This is a genomic window from Pseudomonas sp. C7.1 (assembly GCF_056312395.1).
In genome coordinates, this window is record NZ_JBWDTL010000003.1 from 998878 (window position 1) to 1013073 (window position 14196).

The window sequence follows — 14196 nt, forward strand, 5'->3', positions numbered from 1 at the left end:
CATGGCAGCTGCAGGCTACCAGAGGATGACTATCCGGCGCGGTATATGCTCTATTTCAGGAGAAACCAGTACATTTGGCCAGGTTTTCCGGTATAGTGCGCGCCGGTCAATTCATGGCCACGTTCAGGTAGTACAACTCGCCCGAAGGTTAACTTTGGCAGTTAGTCCGTTTTGCGGACTATCCTTGACGATTCATTTATCACACGTTTTCGCAAATCCCCGCCGACATGGCTGCCAGGGTAACTCTCGGGTTTTACACGGCATGCGCAGCTTTGGAACATGGGTCTTTGCGGATGCACTAGAGGCAGACCCATGACCCAGGAAATCGGCGGCTTCGCCGCTCTCGATCTACATCCCAATGTTCTTGCAGCGGTAATCGCCACTGGCTATGAAGAGCCTTCGGCTATTCAGATTCAAGCGATTCCAGTAATTCTCGCTGGCCACGACATGATCGGCCAGGCGCAGACCGGCACCGGTAAAACCGCTGCCTTCGCCCTGCCAATCCTCAGCCGCATCGACCCGGCCAAGCGTCAGCCACAAGCGCTGATCCTGGCACCGACCCGTGAGCTGGCGCTGCAGGTTGCCACCGCTTTTGAGACTTACGCCAAGCAAATGCCAGGCGTAAACGTTATCGCCGTTTACGGCGGCGCACCGATGGGCCCGCAGCTCAAGGCCATCCGCAATGGCGCACAGATTGTTGTGGCCACTCCAGGTCGTCTGGTTGACCACCTGCGCCGCGACGAGAAAGTGCTGTCGACCATTCAGCACCTGGTTCTCGACGAAGCCGACGAGATGCTCAAGCTGGGCTTTATGGATGACCTCGAAGTGATCTTCAAGGCCATGCCGGAAAGCCGTCAGACTGTGCTGTTCTCCGCCACGCTGCCGCACTCGATCCGCGCCATCGCCGAAAAACACCTGCGTGACCCCAAGCACGTCAAGATCGAAACCAAGACCCAGACCGTAACTGCCATCGAGCAGGTGCATCTGATGGTTCACGCCGACCAGAAGCACGCCGCTGTACTGCGTCTGCTGGAAGTTGAAGAGTTCGACGCTTTGATTGGTTTCGTGCGCACCAAGCAAGCCACCCTGGATCTGGCCGCCGCGCTGGAAGCCAAGGGTTACAAGGCTGCTGCGCTGAACGGTGACATCGCCCAGAACCAGCGTGAGCGCGTGATCGACTCGCTGAAAGATGGCCGTCTGGACATCGTCATCGCCACCGACGTTGCCGCTCGCGGCCTCGACGTACCGCGCATCACCCACGTAATGAACGTGGATATGCCCTACGACCCAGAATCCTACGTGCACCGTATCGGCCGTACTGGCCGTGCTGGTCGTACCGGTCGTGCTTTGCTGCTGGTGACGCCGCGTGAGCGCCGCATGCTGCAAGTGATCGAGCGTGTGACTGGGCAGAAGGTTGGCGAAGTCAAGCTGCCAGACGCCAAGCAGGTGCTGGACGCACGTATCAAGAAACTCACCAACAGCCTGGCTCCGCTGGTTGCCGATGCCGAAGCCAGTCACGGTGAACTGCTTGATCGCCTGACTGCTGACATCGGTTGCAGCCCGCGCGCCTTGGCCGCAGCCCTGCTGCGCAAGGCCACCAATGGCCAAGCGCTGACCCTGGCTGAAGTTGAGCGTGACCAGCCGCTGGTTCCGGGTGGCGGCAGCAGTGCTCCGCGTGAGCGCAGCGAGCGTAGTGATCGTGGCGAGCGTCCTGATCGCGACGGCAGCCGTGAGCGTCGTGCGCCAGTGCCGTTGAGTGAAGGCAAAGCGCGTTGCCGTACCGCCTTGGGCGCTCGCGACGGTATCGCCGCGAAGAACCTGCTCGGTGCCATCCTCAATGAAGGCGGCCTGGTCCGTGAAGATATCGGCCGCATTCAGGTGCGCGAAAGCTTCAGCCTGGTCGAGCTGCCGGAAGAAGGCCTCGAGCGTCTGCTGACCAAGCTGAAAGACACCCGCGTCGGTGGCAAGCCGCTGAAGCTGCGTCGTTATCGCGAAGATTGATCCTTCGCTGAATCAAAGGAGCCCCGCCAAGTGCGGGGCTTTTTTATGTGCGCCCAGAATGGGCGCAATCTTGTGGGTGAAAGTCCCGCCGTAAGCTGGCCACAGCGAACGAAGTGAAGCGCAACTGCATTAGGGTGACCGAGTGTGGAGAGGAGGCGTGGGAGCTAAACAGGCTCTTATCGTTTTGATAGATGGGGTTATGCAGGCGGAATCTCTTGGCCTTATTGGCTGCGTTGCGGCAGGATCTTCAGCTGAATATTTACAGGAGGCGCTATGCACGCAGAATTCTGGCAAGCGCGTTGGGCGCGCAGTGAAATCGGCTTTCATCTGCCTGAGGTCAATCCCTATCTGCAGCAGTACTGGCCGACGTTGGATTTGCCGGAAGGTGCGCGGGTGCTGGTGCCGCTGTGTGGCAAAAGTCTGGACCTGATCTGGTTGGCGGGGCAGGGCTATCAGGTGGTTGGTGTGGAGCTGGCGCAGCGTGCGGTGGAGGACTTCTTCGTTGAGCATGGGCTGCAGCCGGTGGTCAGCGAAGTGGGTGCTTTCAGGCTTTATCGGGCTGGCACTGTGGAGATCTACTGCGGTGATTTCTTTGCCCTGACGGCGCAGCAGCTTGCCGGCTGTACTGCGCTGTATGACCGCGCCGCACTGATTGCATTGCCGCCCGAGATGCGCGCTCGTTATGTGGTGCACCTGACGCAGATTTTGCCCAGTGGCTGCCAGGGGTTACTGGTGAGCTTGGACTATGACCAAACGCAGATGGACGGCCCGCCTTTCGCTGTGGCGGATGAGGAAGTGCAGCGGCTGTTTACGCCCTGCTGGCAGGTAGAGGAGTTGGCGTGCGGTGATGTGCTGGGTGACAACTGGAGGTTTCTTAAACGCGGCCTTGAGCGCTTGGATGAGCGGGTGTACCGATTGCGCAAGCAGTAAAGCGCGGATAGAAAAAGGGCGACCCTGGGGTCGCCCTTTTATCTTTCACCGTGCTTAGCCGCGCTGACGCAGAGCTTCGATACGTACTTCCAGCGGCGGGTGGGTTATCAGCAGGCCAGCCAGGCCGCTTTTCAGGCCGCCGTTGATGCCAAAGGCGGTTAGGCTATTGGGCATGGTGACGGGTACTTCCTGCTCGGCGCGCAGTCGCTGCAGGGCGGCGATCATCGCGCCGGTGCCGGCCAGGCGGGCGCCGGCTTCGTCAGCCTTGAATTCGCGCTTACGCGAAAACCACATGACGATGATACTGGCCAGTATCCCTAGAACAAGCTCGGCGAAGATGGTTGCAACGAAGTAACCGATGCCTGGGCCGTCTTCGTTCTTGAGGATGACCTTGTCGACGAAGTTGCCGAAGATCCGTGCGAAGAACATCACGAAGGTGTTCACCACACCCTGGATCAGCGCCAGGGTGACCATGTCGCCGTTGGCCACGTGGCCGATTTCGTGGGCCAGCACGGCGCGCACTTCGTCGGGCGAGAAACGCTCCAGCAGGCCCTGGCTGACGGCTACCAATGCGTCGTTCTTGTTCCAGCCGGTGGCAAATGCGTTGGATTCATACGCCGGGAAGATACCCACTTCTGGCATCTTGATCCCGGCTTCGCGGGACAGCTCTTCCACGGTCTGTAGCAGCCACTGTTCGTGGCGGGTGCGCGGTTGAGTGATGATTTCGGTCTTGGTGCTCATCTTCGCCATCCACTTGGACAGGAATAGCGAAATCAGCGAACCGGCGAAACCGAACACGGCGCAGAAAACCAGCAGGCTGCCATAGTTCTGGCCGGTAAAGCGGTCGACCCCGAGCAACTTCAGGGTGATGCTGGCGATGATCAACACCGCAACGTTGGTGGCCAGGAACAGCATAATGCGCATCATGGTGTATTGAGACTCCTCACGGGAAACATCTATCAGGCCGCTGAAAACCCTGTTCTGGCTGCTTCGCCTGGTTTTCAACGTCCACTGTTGGTTATGACGGCTATATAAGGGCGCGCCCCCTGGCACTTCAACCTGGCGACTATTTCAAACTATGTCGCTTGCGCCGTTGAGGCTGCTTTCGAACAGCAGGCGGGTGAGACGTGCGACGCGTTCGCCATGGCGCTGGCCCAGTGCTTCGCGCAACTGAAAGGCCAGGGTGGCATGCACCCGGCGCACGCTAGGCGGCAAGGCATCGCCCTCACACAAGGCGTGAGGCACGCCGCGAGTCAGGCGCAGAAAGCCTTTCTCGCTGAGTACCGCTTGGTCGAGGGCGTCGTAACCGATGGTGGAGTCGAAGCGGATATACCCTTCCTCGGCCAGCCACAGCAGGGCGCCCAGGCAGCTTTGATGACGTGGCGTGGGCAGGCCGAACTCATCGGGTTCTTCGCGGCCGATCAGGTCTTCGACATACAGCGCTGATTTACTCGGAAACGCCTGGTACAGGGTCAGCATGCCGGCGGCGGCATCCTTGTAGAAGTCGTCAATCTGCAGGTCCATCAGAATTTGCCAATCACTGAGGTCGGAAGGTGAGACAGCTCGCGGGCCAGGGCAGCACCGATGCCTGAACTGGCCCCGGTCAGCAGGTAGCGTTTGCCCTGGCTCATGGCGTTCTCCGTTTACTGTTGGTAGGTCTTGAGGAAGCTGCCAATGCGGCCGATGGCCATTTCCAGCTCATCCACCCGTGGCAGGGTGACCACGCGGAAGTGATCCGGCCACGGCCAGTTGAAGGCGGTGCCTTGCACGATCAGCAGTTTTTCCGAGAGCAGCAGATCGAGAACGAACTTCTCATCGTTATGGATCGGGCAGACCTTGGGGTCGATCTTGGGAAAGGCATACAGCGCGCCCATGGGTTTGACGCAGCTGACCCCGGGGATGTCGTTGAGCAGCTCCCAGGTACGGTTGCGCTGCTCCAGCAGGCGGCCTTGCGGCAGCACCAGGTCATTGATGCTCTGGTAGCCGCCGAGGGCGGTCTGGATCGCATGCTGGCTCGGCACGTTGGCGCACAGGCGCATATTGGCGAGGATATCGATACCTTCGATATAGCTCTGCGCACGGTGCTTGGGCCCGGAAATCGCCACCCAGCCGGAGCGGAAACCCGCCACGCGGTAGCTCTTGGATAGGCCGTTGAAGGTCAGGCAGAGCACGTCCGGCGCCAGTGAGGCGGTGCAGATATGCTGGGCTTCGTCGTAGAGGATCTTGTCGTAGATCTCGTCGGAGAACAGCACCAGGTTGTGCTGGCGCGCCAGTTCGACGATGTCCAGCAGCACTTCCTTTGAATACACCGCGCCGGTGGGGTTGTTCGGGTTGATCAGCACCAGGGCCTTGGTGTTGGGGGTGATCTTGGCGCGCATGTCGGCGATATCGGGGAACCAGCCGGCCTGCTCATCACACAGGTAATGCACCGGCTTGCCGCCGGACAACGCTACCGAGGCAGTCCATAGCGGGTAATCAGGTGCCGGGATCAGCACTTCATCGCCGTTATTGAGCAGCGCCTGCATGGCCATCACGATCAGCTCGGAGACGCCGTTGCCTAGGTAGATGTCCTCGATGCCAACGCCTTCCACCTGCTTCTGCTGGTAGTACTGCATCACCGCCTTACGCGCGCTGAACAGGCCCTTGGAGTCGCTGTAGCCCTGGGCGGTCGGCAGATTGCGGATTACGTCCTGCAAAATTTCTTCAGGGGCTTCGAAACCGAACGGTGCCGGGTTGCCGATGTTCAGCTTGAGGATGCGATGGCCTTCCTCTTCCAGGCGTTTGGCGTGCTTGAGCACCGGCCCGCGGATGTCGTAGCAGACGTTGGCAAGCTTGTTCGATTTGCTGAACTGCATGTAAGTGATCCCGAATGGTGGAACGCCGCTGAATTACCCTACAAAAAGGCGTGATCTTGCGAGCCTTGGCAGGATGTAACGCCGGTGACAGACTGGGGTCGAATGATACGTGGCAGCCCGACCTTGGCAAAGGTACTGGTCGGGCTTTTTTGTGCTCAGCACATCCATGTGCTTCACCCCTTCGAAGCTTGCGCGCAAAAATGCTCCCGGCGTTTTTGTGGCATGCCATTCAATCGCTGCGCGACGTTAAAAATCGCTCCCGGCGATTTTTTCATGTAAAGGAGAACTGCCTGTGGACAAGCTGGAAAAACCCCTGGAAGCCTGGCGCGAAGAGCTTTCTGAGGAGCAGTTTCATGTATGTCGTTTGGGCGGCACCGAGCGTGCCTTTAGCGGGTCGTATCACGACAGCAAGGTGCCGGGTATTTACCACTGCGCCTGTTGTCAGGCCGAGCTGTTCGACTCGGATGCCAAGTACGACTCCGGCAGCGGCTGGCCCAGTTACTTCCAGCCGGTCAGCAGCGAAGCCATCAGCAGCTTGGATGACTTCAACCACGGCATGCACCGCATCGAAGTCAAATGTGCCAAGTGCGATGCTCACTTGGGGCATGTGTTCCCAGATGGGCCAGCGCCGACGGGGCTACGTTATTGCATCAACTCGGCATCGCTCAAGCTGGTGCCCAAGGCTTAAGGGCAATCGCAAAACGATGGGTTAGGTGCATGTTGGAGGGTGTAAGTCAGTGCGTGTTATGCAGCGCCGTAACCCATCGGCTTGCTTGATCGGTTACGCGATGCGCACGTATTGCAGTCGCTTCGGGAATTGACGCTATGCATCGCTAACCCATCCACGATTGAGCTGTGGCCTGCTATCAATGGGGTTTATCTTGGCTTAATTAAATTGCATGCAATTTAATTGCTCGCTATCTTTCGTGCATCTCAACTCACCATGGGCCACAAGCATGAGCAACGTACTCTTCGATATTCCGGTTACCACCATCAAGGGCGAGCAAAAGACCCTGGCCGATTTCGGCGGCAAGGCCGTGCTGGTAGTTAATACCGCCAGCAAGTGCGGTTTCACCCCGCAGTACAAAGGCTTGGAGAACGTCTGGCAGCAGTACAAGGATAAGGGGCTGGTGGTGCTGGGCTTCCCCTGCAACCAGTTCGGTAAGCAAGAGCCGGGCGATGAGGGCGCGATCAGCGAGTTTTGCGAGCTGAATTTCGGTGTGAGCTTCCCGCTGTTCAAGAAGGTCGATGTGAATGGCAGCGATGCCCACCCGTTGTTCGTCAATCTGAAGAAGAGCGCGCCGGGCCTGCTCGGCAGCCAGGGTATCAAGTGGAACTTCACCAAGTTTTTGCTCAGTGCCGACGGCACGGTGATTAAGCGTTTCGCCCCGGCCACCAAGCCTGAAGACCTGACTGCCGAGATCGAAGCGCTGCTGAAATGATCCCGGCCAGTCTGCACGCCGATGACGAGCTGCAACTGGACAACCAGCTGTGCTTCAAGCTCTACGCTGCTTCACGGGCGGTAATCCGCGCCTACAAGCCGATGCTTGATCAGCTCGGCCTGACCTACCCGCAGTACCTGGCCATGCTGGTGCTGTGGGAGTGGCAGCAGCAACCGCCAGCGCTGCCGACGGTCAAGGCCTTGGGTGAGCGCTTGTTGCTCGATTCGGGCACGCTGACGCCGCTGCTCAAGCGTCTGGAGCTGCAAGGGCTGCTGCAGCGCAAGCGTTCGGTCAGTGATGAGCGTGAAGTGCACCTGGCGCTGACCCCGGCCGGCTGCGCCTTGCGTGAGCAAGTATTACCGCTGAAAAGCCAGCTGCTCTGCGAGCGCGACATTGATCTTGATCAGGCCGCAGCCTTGCGCAGCCAAGTGGGTGTGTTGCTTGATCAGTTCATGCTGCTAACAGGCCGCTGAAAACGCAGTACTGCCAACGCAGGTAGTTTTCAATGCCCTGTAAACCACTGATCAAGTAGGGTCGCCAGCTCTTCCTTGCGGAAGGGTTTGGCCAGGTAGTCATCCATTCCCGCTGCGCGGCAACGCTCGCGCTCATCGGACAGCGCGTTGGCCGTTAGGGCGATGATCGGCAGCTTGGCGAATTCGGCTTTCTGGCGAATCCGCCGAGTGGTTTCATAGCCATCCATGACCGGCATATTGCAGTCCATCAGAATCAGATCGACTGCCTGGGTCTCAAGCAGGGTCAGGGCTTCGCCGCCGTGATTGGCCAGCAGCACTTCGCAGCCGAGCTTGCCGAGCATGCCCTTGGCGACCAGTTGGTTGACTGGGTTGTCTTCCACCAGCAGTACGCGCGCTTGACGACGGTTGCGTTGCGGCTCGCTGGGTTGCTCAGCGGTATGCGTATCACCCTGGCCGAGGTTGCGGCGCAGGGCTTGCAGCAGCGCTTGGCGTGACAGTGGTCGGGCCAGTTGTTCGATAGGCGAGAGTTTTTCCACCTGCTCGCTGCTGAGAAAGTTGCCGTAGGCGCTAACCAGCAGAATCGGCAGGTTGCAGAGCGTGCGCAGTTCATTCAAACGCTGCGGGCAATCGCTGATCAGCAGGTCGGCTTCAAACTGGCCCAGCGCGGCATCGGCGTCCAAATGCTGATACTGCAGACCCCAGCTCGGCAGAAGACTTGCCAGTTGTTCGCTCAGCCCGGAGCTAGCCGGGCTGAGCCCGAGAATACGCCCGTGCAATACAGGGCGTTGCTGGGCGCTGGTGTGGCCGGGTAGCGGCAGGTCAATGCAGAAGGTGCTGCCGAAGCCTTCCTGTGTCTCCAGGCTCAGTTGGCCGTGCATGGCTTCGCAGAGGCGGCGGGTCAGGGCCAGGCCCAGGCCAGTGCCGCCAAATTGTCGGGTGATACCCGCCCCAGCCTGGGCAAATGGATGGAAGATCCGCGCCTGGGCGTCTTCGGCAATGCCGATGCCGGTGTCGCGGACAATAATCCTGACCCCCTCGGCCTGCGCACTGACGCGGATATCCACGCGGCCAAAGCGGGTGAACTTCAAGGCGTTGGACAGCAGGTTGCTGGCAATCTGCCTAACCCGGGTGGGGTCGCCGATCAGTAGATTGGGCAGCAGTGGGTCGATCAGGCAGGTCAGTTCAACGCCGGGGGCGGCGTTCTGCGACAGCAGGTTGGCGGTGTCTTCGACCATGCTCGCCAGATCAAAGGGTATCTGCTCCAACTCTAGCTGCCCGGCCTCGAATTTCGACAGGTCGAGAATGTCGTTGAGCAGCTCGACCAGCACCTTGCCGGAGTCGTGAGCAATCGACAGCTGTTGGCGCTGCTCGTTATTCAGCGGGCCGTCCAGCGAGAGCGCGAGCATGCCCAGCAGGCCATTGAGCGGGGTGCGAATCTCGTGGCTCATATTGGCCAGGAAGGCCGAGCGCGCCTGGGCCATGTCCAGTGCGGTACGTTTGGCTTGCTCCAGCTCGCGGTTGGAGTCGAGCAGACGGCTGTTGGCGGCTTCCAGTTGCTCGGTGCGCGCTGAAACTATGTCTTCCAGCTCAGCCAGGTAGCGGGTCAGGCGGGCTTCGGCTTGCTGGCGTTGCTCGATCTCGCTGGCGATGCTGCTCAGTTGGCGATTGGTGACATCGACCAGCACGCCGATTTCGTCGCGTTCATGGTTGGGCGGGTAGGGCAGCTTGGCGTGGTTGGGGCTGCGCAGGTCGCGTTCGCTGAGGGCACGGATAAAGCCGGTGAGCGGCTTGGTCAGCATGAAATAGAACAGCACCAGCAGGATCAGCGACAGCAGCAGGCTGCGGGCGAAGCCGGTGAGCAAGGTCAGCAGCGAGCGGTTGAGGAAGTGGCTGCCAAAGGCGTAGGTGTCTACTTCCAGGCTCAGCTTGCCGAGCGCTTCGCTGGGCGAGTGGCTGACGAACAGGGCGGTCTCGAAGTGTCGGCGTTGGCCGAACATAAAGTCGCTGAGTACCCGGTATCGGCTTTCCATCGCTGGCCGGCTGACGCTGGCAAGGGTCAGTTGGTTATTGTCGATGATCTGTGCGCTGATTACGGCCGGTGAGCGCAGCAGGCCCAGCACCAGTTCCTGGGCCAACTCGGCATCGATGTTATAGGCGATGCGCGCAGCTGGGTTGTGGCTGATCTCCATCAACGCGTTAATCTCGCGATTGATGGAGGCATCTTCGCTGGCATAATCGATGCCCACTTGAATCAAGCTGAGCGCCGTGCCGAGGATAAAGGCTGCCAATACGGTCAAGCCGGCCTGTTTGAATGACAGGCGTTGGGTTAGCGCTATATCCATATGGGCCGGCTGTTCTCATGTTAAGTCGCCTGCCAAGCATAGCCCATCTGTTTTGCCGGACGGCAGTGGCGCAGCGGCACGAAAACCCTGGAGTGTGTTGTGGATTCGCGTTTAAGTGATTTTTTGTTGCGCGCCGAGGCGGTATTGGCGCGCTTAGAGCCATTGTTGCCGGAAAAGCAGAGCGATAATGAACGCTGGCAACGGGTCGATGGCGAGTTGCATCCCCCGGCGAGCTGCATCCCAATGAGGCGGTGGAAGACAAGATCGCGCTGTCGGACCGTTTCGGCCTGTGGCTGTCGTTCTATCCCTTTAGCCAAGCCGCGAGACGGAAGCTTTGTTATGCCCGTTCGTGCGCTGGCGAACAGTTGTTTTGTGCGTTCAGTTTAGAAAATCAAGCCGTGAAAATAACGGGTACTAGAGCGGGTGTCAGTCAGGGTTTTTGTCTGATTTACTCAATAAAAATCAGTAACGTATGACTCAAAATAAAATCATCCATGTGGACTGTGATTGCTTCTACGCAGCCATTGAGATGCGTGACGATCCGAGCCTGGCCAGCAAACCGCTGGCGGTTGGGGGCTCGGCGGATCGGCGTGGGGTGATTGCCACCTGCAACTACGAGGCACGCAGTTATGGTGTGCGCTCGGCCATGGCTTCGGGGCAGGCGCTGAAGTTGTGCCCCGATCTGGTGATCGTCAAGCCACGGATGGATGCTTATAAGGCTGTGTCACGGGAAATTCAGGCGATCTTTCGCGATTACACCGAGCTGATCGAGCCCTTGTCGCTGGATGAGGCTTACCTGGATGTCACTGACAGCCCGCACTTTGCCGGCAGCGCCACGCGCATCGCCCAGGATATTCGTCGGCGGGTCTCGCAGGAGCTGCATATCACCGTCTCGGCGGGCGTGGCGCCGAACAAGTTTTTGGCCAAGATCGCCAGTGACTGGAAGAAGCCCAACGGCCTGTTTGTGATTAGCCCGGATCAGGTTGAGGATTTTGTCGCCGCCTTGCCAGTGAGCAAGCTGCATGGCGTGGGCAAGGTCACGGCTGACAAGCTTGGGCGCTTGGGTATTCGCACCTGCAGCGATTTACGTGAGTGGAACAAGTTGGCGTTGGTCAAGGAGTTCGGCAGTTTCGGCGAGCGCTTGTGGGGATTGGCGCGCGGCATTGATGAGCGGACCGTGCATAACGACAGTCGGCGTCAATCAGTCAGCGTGGAGAACACCTTCGACAAGGATTTGCCGGACTTGGCCGCCTGCCTGGAGCAGTTGCCCGCGCTACTGGAGGAACTGGCTACTCGCATGGCTCGGCTTGACCCGAGTTATCGGCCGGACAAGCCCTTCGTCAAAATCAAGTTCCATGATTTCAGCCAGACCACCCTGGAACAGGGCGGGGCGCGGCGTGACCTGGAAAGTTATACGCGGCTGATGAGCGCAGCCTTTGCCCGTGGCAACAAGGCTGTGCGTCTGCTGGGTGTCGGTGTGCGCTTGCATGACTTGCGCGTTAAGCACGAGCAGTTGGAGTTGTTTGCGCGCTGACAGCGGGTGTGCGGTGCTCTGAAATAGAAAAGGCGAAGCTCCAGGGCTTCGCCTTTTTTAGTCGCGCATGGATCAGTGCTTGCGCGGTACCGGCTTGAGCAGTTCGTCCGGCGGCATTTCGCAGGCGATCTTGCGGCCCAGCAGCGCTTCAATGGCCGGCAGAGCGTAGGCGTCGTCTTCGCCGGCAAAGCTGATTGAGGTACCACTGTTGCCGGCGCGACCGGTACGACCTATGCGGTGCACGTAGTCGTCCGGGGTTTCCGGCAGGGTGAAGTTGATCACGTGGCTGATCGCGTCAACGTGGATGCCGCGGCCGGCCACGTCGGTGGCGACCATCACGCGGATCTTGCCTTCACGGAAGCCTTCGAGGGCGCGGATACGCTTGTGCTGCGGCACGTCACCGGACATCTGTACGGCGCTGATGCCGTCGCGGGTCAGGCGTTCTTCGATGCGCCGCACTTCATCTTTGCGGTTGGCGAAGACCATCACGCGGATCCAGTCGTTCTGGCTGATCAGGTTGTACAGCAGCTTGTATTTGTCGCTGCCGGCCACGGCATAGACATGCTGTTCGACTGTATCGCTGGCGACGTTTTCCGGTTCGATCTCGACGATCGCCGGCTCCGTGGTCCACTGCTTGGCCAGGTTCATCACGTCTTCGGTGAAGGTGGCGGAGAACAGCAGCGTTTGCCGCTCGCCCTTCATTGGGGTCTGGCGGATGATCTGGCGCACCTGGGGGATAAAGCCCATGTCGAGCATGCGGTCGGCTTCGTCGAGCACCATCACCTCGACCATGTCCAGGTGCACTTCGCCGCGCTGGTTGAAGTCGAGCAAACGGCCCGGGGTGGCCACCAGAATGTCGCAGAAGCGCGATTCAAGTAGCTTGAGCTGTTTGTCGAAGTCCATACCGCCGACAAAGCTCATCACATTGAGGCCGGTGTATTTGGTCAGGTCGGCGGCGTCCTTGGCGATCTGCACCACCAGCTCGCGGGTCGGCGCGATGATCAGCGCACGCGGCTCGCCCATGTAGCGCTCTTTCGGCGACGGGGTCTGCAGCAGCTGGGTGATGATCGAGATCAGAAAGGCGGCAGTCTTACCCGTGCCGGTCTGGGCGCGGCCGATGGCATCGCGGCCACTGAGGGTGTAACCCAGCACCTGCGCCTGGATCGGTGTGCAGTAAGGGAAGCCCAGATCGTGGATGGCATGCATCAGCTCGGGGAGAGCTTGAAGTCATGAAAACGGGTCTTGCCTTCGGCCGGGGCTACGGCGAAGTCTTCCAGTTTCCAGGTGTCGACTGGTTTGGCAGGGCGTTCGCGGCGCTGTTTCGCCGGTTTTTCCTTGCGCTGTAACGGTTCTTCAGCGGCTTCGGTGGTGCGCGGTGAGGCGCTGCGGCTGGGTTTGTCAGCACTGGCATCAGGCTGAACGCGCGGTGCGCTGGGCGTTACAGGTAACGGAGTTGCTGGGCTGGGTTGCTCGCCCTCGGCTTTGCCGAATATTTTCTTGAGTGCTTTGAGCACGGTCATCTCATCAATTGGTTAAGGAGTGAACGGCCGCCAGTGTAAAGCAAGAAGACGGCGCGGCGAAGTGCCGCGCCAGATGGCGGTGATTAGCTGATTTTTACTCAATGGTCGGGAAGGCTGGCAAGCAGCAGGCGCTGCTGGCTAGCCGCAGAGGCAGTCGCGGCCCTGTTGCTTGGCTTGATACAGGGCGCTATCGGCGCGAGCGATCACGCCTTGCAGGCTGTCCTTGGGCTGCATCTGCGCCAGGCCAATGGATACGGTCACCCCAGGCAGGACGCCAATGGGCGAATGGAACGAGCTGACATGACTCAGCGCCAGGCGCAGCCGTTCGCCGATGCTGCGGGCTTCATCAAGACTGATTTCCGGCAGCAGAATGACGAACTCCTCGCCGCCATAGCGGGTCAGGCTGTCTTTGGGGCGCAGCTGATTGCGCAGCGTGTGCGTTACCAGGCACAGGGCGTAGTCGCCCGCCAAGTGGCCGTGCTGGTCGTTGTAGGCTTTGAAGTGGTCGACATCGAGCATCAGCATGCACAGCGGTTTGCCATTGAAGGCGCTACGAGTGCTTTCGCGCTCGAAGATATGTTCCAGCCAGCGGCGGTTATAGGCCCCGGTGAGGGCGTCGATATTGGCGGTCTGTTCGCTGTCGAGAATGATCCGGTTGCCTTTGCGCACGCGGTCGCAGAGCAGTTCGAGCATGTTTTGCATCAATTCTGGCGATTGCCGGAACAGGTTGAACAGCGATTCGCGGTGCAGGCGCAGTACACAGCACGGTTCGGTCGCCACCACGTAGGCAGAGGGATGTTCATTGTCGATAAAGCTGATTTCGCCGGCGCAGTCGCCCACTTTCAACGTGCTGACGGCCTGGCTGTCGAGCGAGCCGAGGTAGACCTTGAGCTGGCCCTTGAGCAGCAGATAGAGGTACTGGTTGCGGTTGAAGGGCGAGAGCAGTACTTCGCCGGCTTCCAGATCGCAGGCACAGAATTCTTTTAGCAGCTGGCTGATGCTGCTGGCGGCGACGTTATTGAACAGTCGCAGGTTGCGAAGTTGCTGCAGGTCAGCCTGCCATTTGGCGTCTTTCATTGGGTCGGCAGGTGTGACAGTT

At 59.6% G+C, this 14196-nt stretch carries 11 protein-coding genes and 2 pseudogenes; 7 read left to right on the top strand and 6 right to left on the bottom strand.

Annotated elements, in window-relative coordinates; translation table 11 throughout:
• Window positions 1-312 precede the first annotated feature (312 nt).
• Both AC0T4W_RS07980 and AC0T4W_RS07985 read left to right on the top strand, forming a co-directional pair.
• Window positions 313-2001 carry a DEAD/DEAH box helicase gene (locus AC0T4W_RS07980; protein ID WP_476318323.1) on the top strand — a complete coding sequence of 563 codons (1689 nt, stop codon included), beginning with the start codon at window positions 313-315 and terminating at the stop codon, window positions 1999-2001.
• 273 nt (window positions 2002-2274) lie between these two features.
• Entirely contained in the window at window positions 2275-2931 is a 657-nt protein-coding gene (locus tag AC0T4W_RS07985) for a thiopurine S-methyltransferase (RefSeq protein WP_476318325.1), read from the top strand.
• Between the two features lie 54 nt (window positions 2932-2985).
• On the opposite strand, the gene htpX is transcribed toward AC0T4W_RS07985, so the two are convergent.
• The 3 genes from htpX to AC0T4W_RS08000 form a co-directional block, all read right to left on the bottom strand.
• A complete protein-coding gene (gene htpX / locus AC0T4W_RS07990; RefSeq protein WP_476318327.1) occupies window positions 2986-3858 on the bottom strand; it encodes a protease HtpX in 873 nt (290 codons plus the stop codon).
• 144 nt (window positions 3859-4002) lie between these two features.
• On the bottom strand, window positions 4003-4455 hold the full coding sequence (locus AC0T4W_RS07995) for a hypothetical protein (RefSeq protein WP_476318329.1): 453 nt from the start codon (window positions 4453-4455) through the stop codon (window positions 4003-4005).
• 119 nt (window positions 4456-4574) lie between these two features.
• Window positions 4575-5786, bottom strand: a complete 1212-nt coding sequence (locus AC0T4W_RS08000; RefSeq protein ID WP_476318331.1) for a pyridoxal phosphate-dependent aminotransferase — start codon at window positions 5784-5786, stop codon at window positions 4575-4577.
• Between the two features lie 292 nt (window positions 5787-6078).
• Between AC0T4W_RS08000 and msrB the strand changes: the two genes are divergently transcribed.
• From msrB to AC0T4W_RS08015, 3 genes are all read left to right on the top strand, one after another.
• Window positions 6079-6474, top strand: a complete 396-nt coding sequence (msrB, locus tag AC0T4W_RS08005; RefSeq protein WP_476318333.1) for a peptide-methionine (R)-S-oxide reductase MsrB — start codon at window positions 6079-6081, stop codon at window positions 6472-6474.
• Between the two features lie 268 nt (window positions 6475-6742).
• Window positions 6743-7228 (top strand): glutathione peroxidase, encoded by a 486-nt coding sequence (locus AC0T4W_RS08010; RefSeq protein ID WP_476318335.1) that lies wholly within the window; start codon window positions 6743-6745, stop codon window positions 7226-7228.
• A complete protein-coding gene (locus tag AC0T4W_RS08015; protein ID WP_476318337.1) occupies window positions 7225-7701 on the top strand; it encodes a MarR family winged helix-turn-helix transcriptional regulator in 477 nt (158 codons plus the stop codon). Before AC0T4W_RS08010 ends, AC0T4W_RS08015 begins: the two co-directional genes overlap by 4 nt.
• Window positions 7702-7730: 29 nt before the next feature.
• On the opposite strand, the gene AC0T4W_RS08020 is transcribed toward AC0T4W_RS08015, so the two are convergent.
• Entirely contained in the window at window positions 7731-10043 is a 2313-nt protein-coding gene (locus AC0T4W_RS08020; protein ID WP_476318339.1) for a response regulator, read from the bottom strand.
• Between the two features lie 162 nt (window positions 10044-10205).
• Between AC0T4W_RS08020 and AC0T4W_RS08025 the strand changes: the two are divergent.
• Together AC0T4W_RS08025 and dinB are read left to right on the top strand one after the other, a co-directional pair.
• Window positions 10206-10360 (top strand): annotated as a pseudogene (locus tag AC0T4W_RS08025) (DUF815 domain-containing protein); the annotation flags it as partial.
• Window positions 10361-10515: 155 nt separating this feature from the next.
• Window positions 10516-11577, top strand: coding sequence for a DNA polymerase IV (dinB, locus tag AC0T4W_RS08030; RefSeq protein WP_476318341.1), 1062 nt, complete (start codon window positions 10516-10518; stop codon window positions 11575-11577).
• A gap of 72 nt (window positions 11578-11649) precedes the next feature.
• Here the strand turns inward: dinB and rhlB are convergent.
• Together rhlB and AC0T4W_RS08040 are read right to left on the bottom strand one after the other, a co-directional pair.
• Window positions 11650-12917 (bottom strand): annotated as a pseudogene (gene rhlB / locus AC0T4W_RS08035) (ATP-dependent RNA helicase RhlB); the annotation flags it as partial.
• Between the two features lie 318 nt (window positions 12918-13235).
• Complete coding sequence (locus AC0T4W_RS08040; RefSeq protein WP_476318343.1) at window positions 13236-14174, bottom strand: GGDEF domain-containing protein; 939 nt, start codon at window positions 14172-14174, stop codon at window positions 13236-13238.
• Window positions 14175-14196 lie beyond the last annotated feature (22 nt).

What these genes read in the sequence shown, in the direction of transcription:
- AC0T4W_RS07980 (WP_476318323.1), top strand. Translation starts at nt 313, where the DNA reads ATGACCCAGGAAATCGGCGGCTTCGCCGCTCTCGATCTACATCCCAAT.
- AC0T4W_RS07985 (WP_476318325.1), top strand. Translation starts at nt 2,275, where the DNA reads ATGCACGCAGAATTCTGGCAAGCGCGTTGGGCGCGCAGTGAAATCGGC.
- htpX (WP_476318327.1), bottom strand. Translation starts at nt 3,858, where the DNA reads ATGATGCGCATTATGCTGTTCCTGGCCACCAACGTTGCGGTGTTGATC.
- AC0T4W_RS07995 (WP_476318329.1), bottom strand. Translation starts at nt 4,455, where the DNA reads ATGGACCTGCAGATTGACGACTTCTACAAGGATGCCGCCGCCGGCATG.
- AC0T4W_RS08000 (WP_476318331.1), bottom strand. Translation starts at nt 5,786, where the DNA reads ATGCAGTTCAGCAAATCGAACAAGCTTGCCAACGTCTGCTACGACATC.
- AC0T4W_RS08010 (WP_476318335.1), top strand. Translation starts at nt 6,743, where the DNA reads ATGAGCAACGTACTCTTCGATATTCCGGTTACCACCATCAAGGGCGAG.
- AC0T4W_RS08015 (WP_476318337.1), top strand. Translation starts at nt 7,225, where the DNA reads ATGATCCCGGCCAGTCTGCACGCCGATGACGAGCTGCAACTGGACAAC.
- AC0T4W_RS08020 (WP_476318339.1), bottom strand. Translation starts at nt 10,043, where the DNA reads ATGGATATAGCGCTAACCCAACGCCTGTCATTCAAACAGGCCGGCTTG.
- dinB (WP_476318341.1), top strand. Translation starts at nt 10,516, where the DNA reads ATGACTCAAAATAAAATCATCCATGTGGACTGTGATTGCTTCTACGCA.
- AC0T4W_RS08040 (WP_476318343.1), bottom strand. Translation starts at nt 14,174, where the DNA reads ATGAAAGACGCCAAATGGCAGGCTGACCTGCAGCAACTTCGCAACCTG.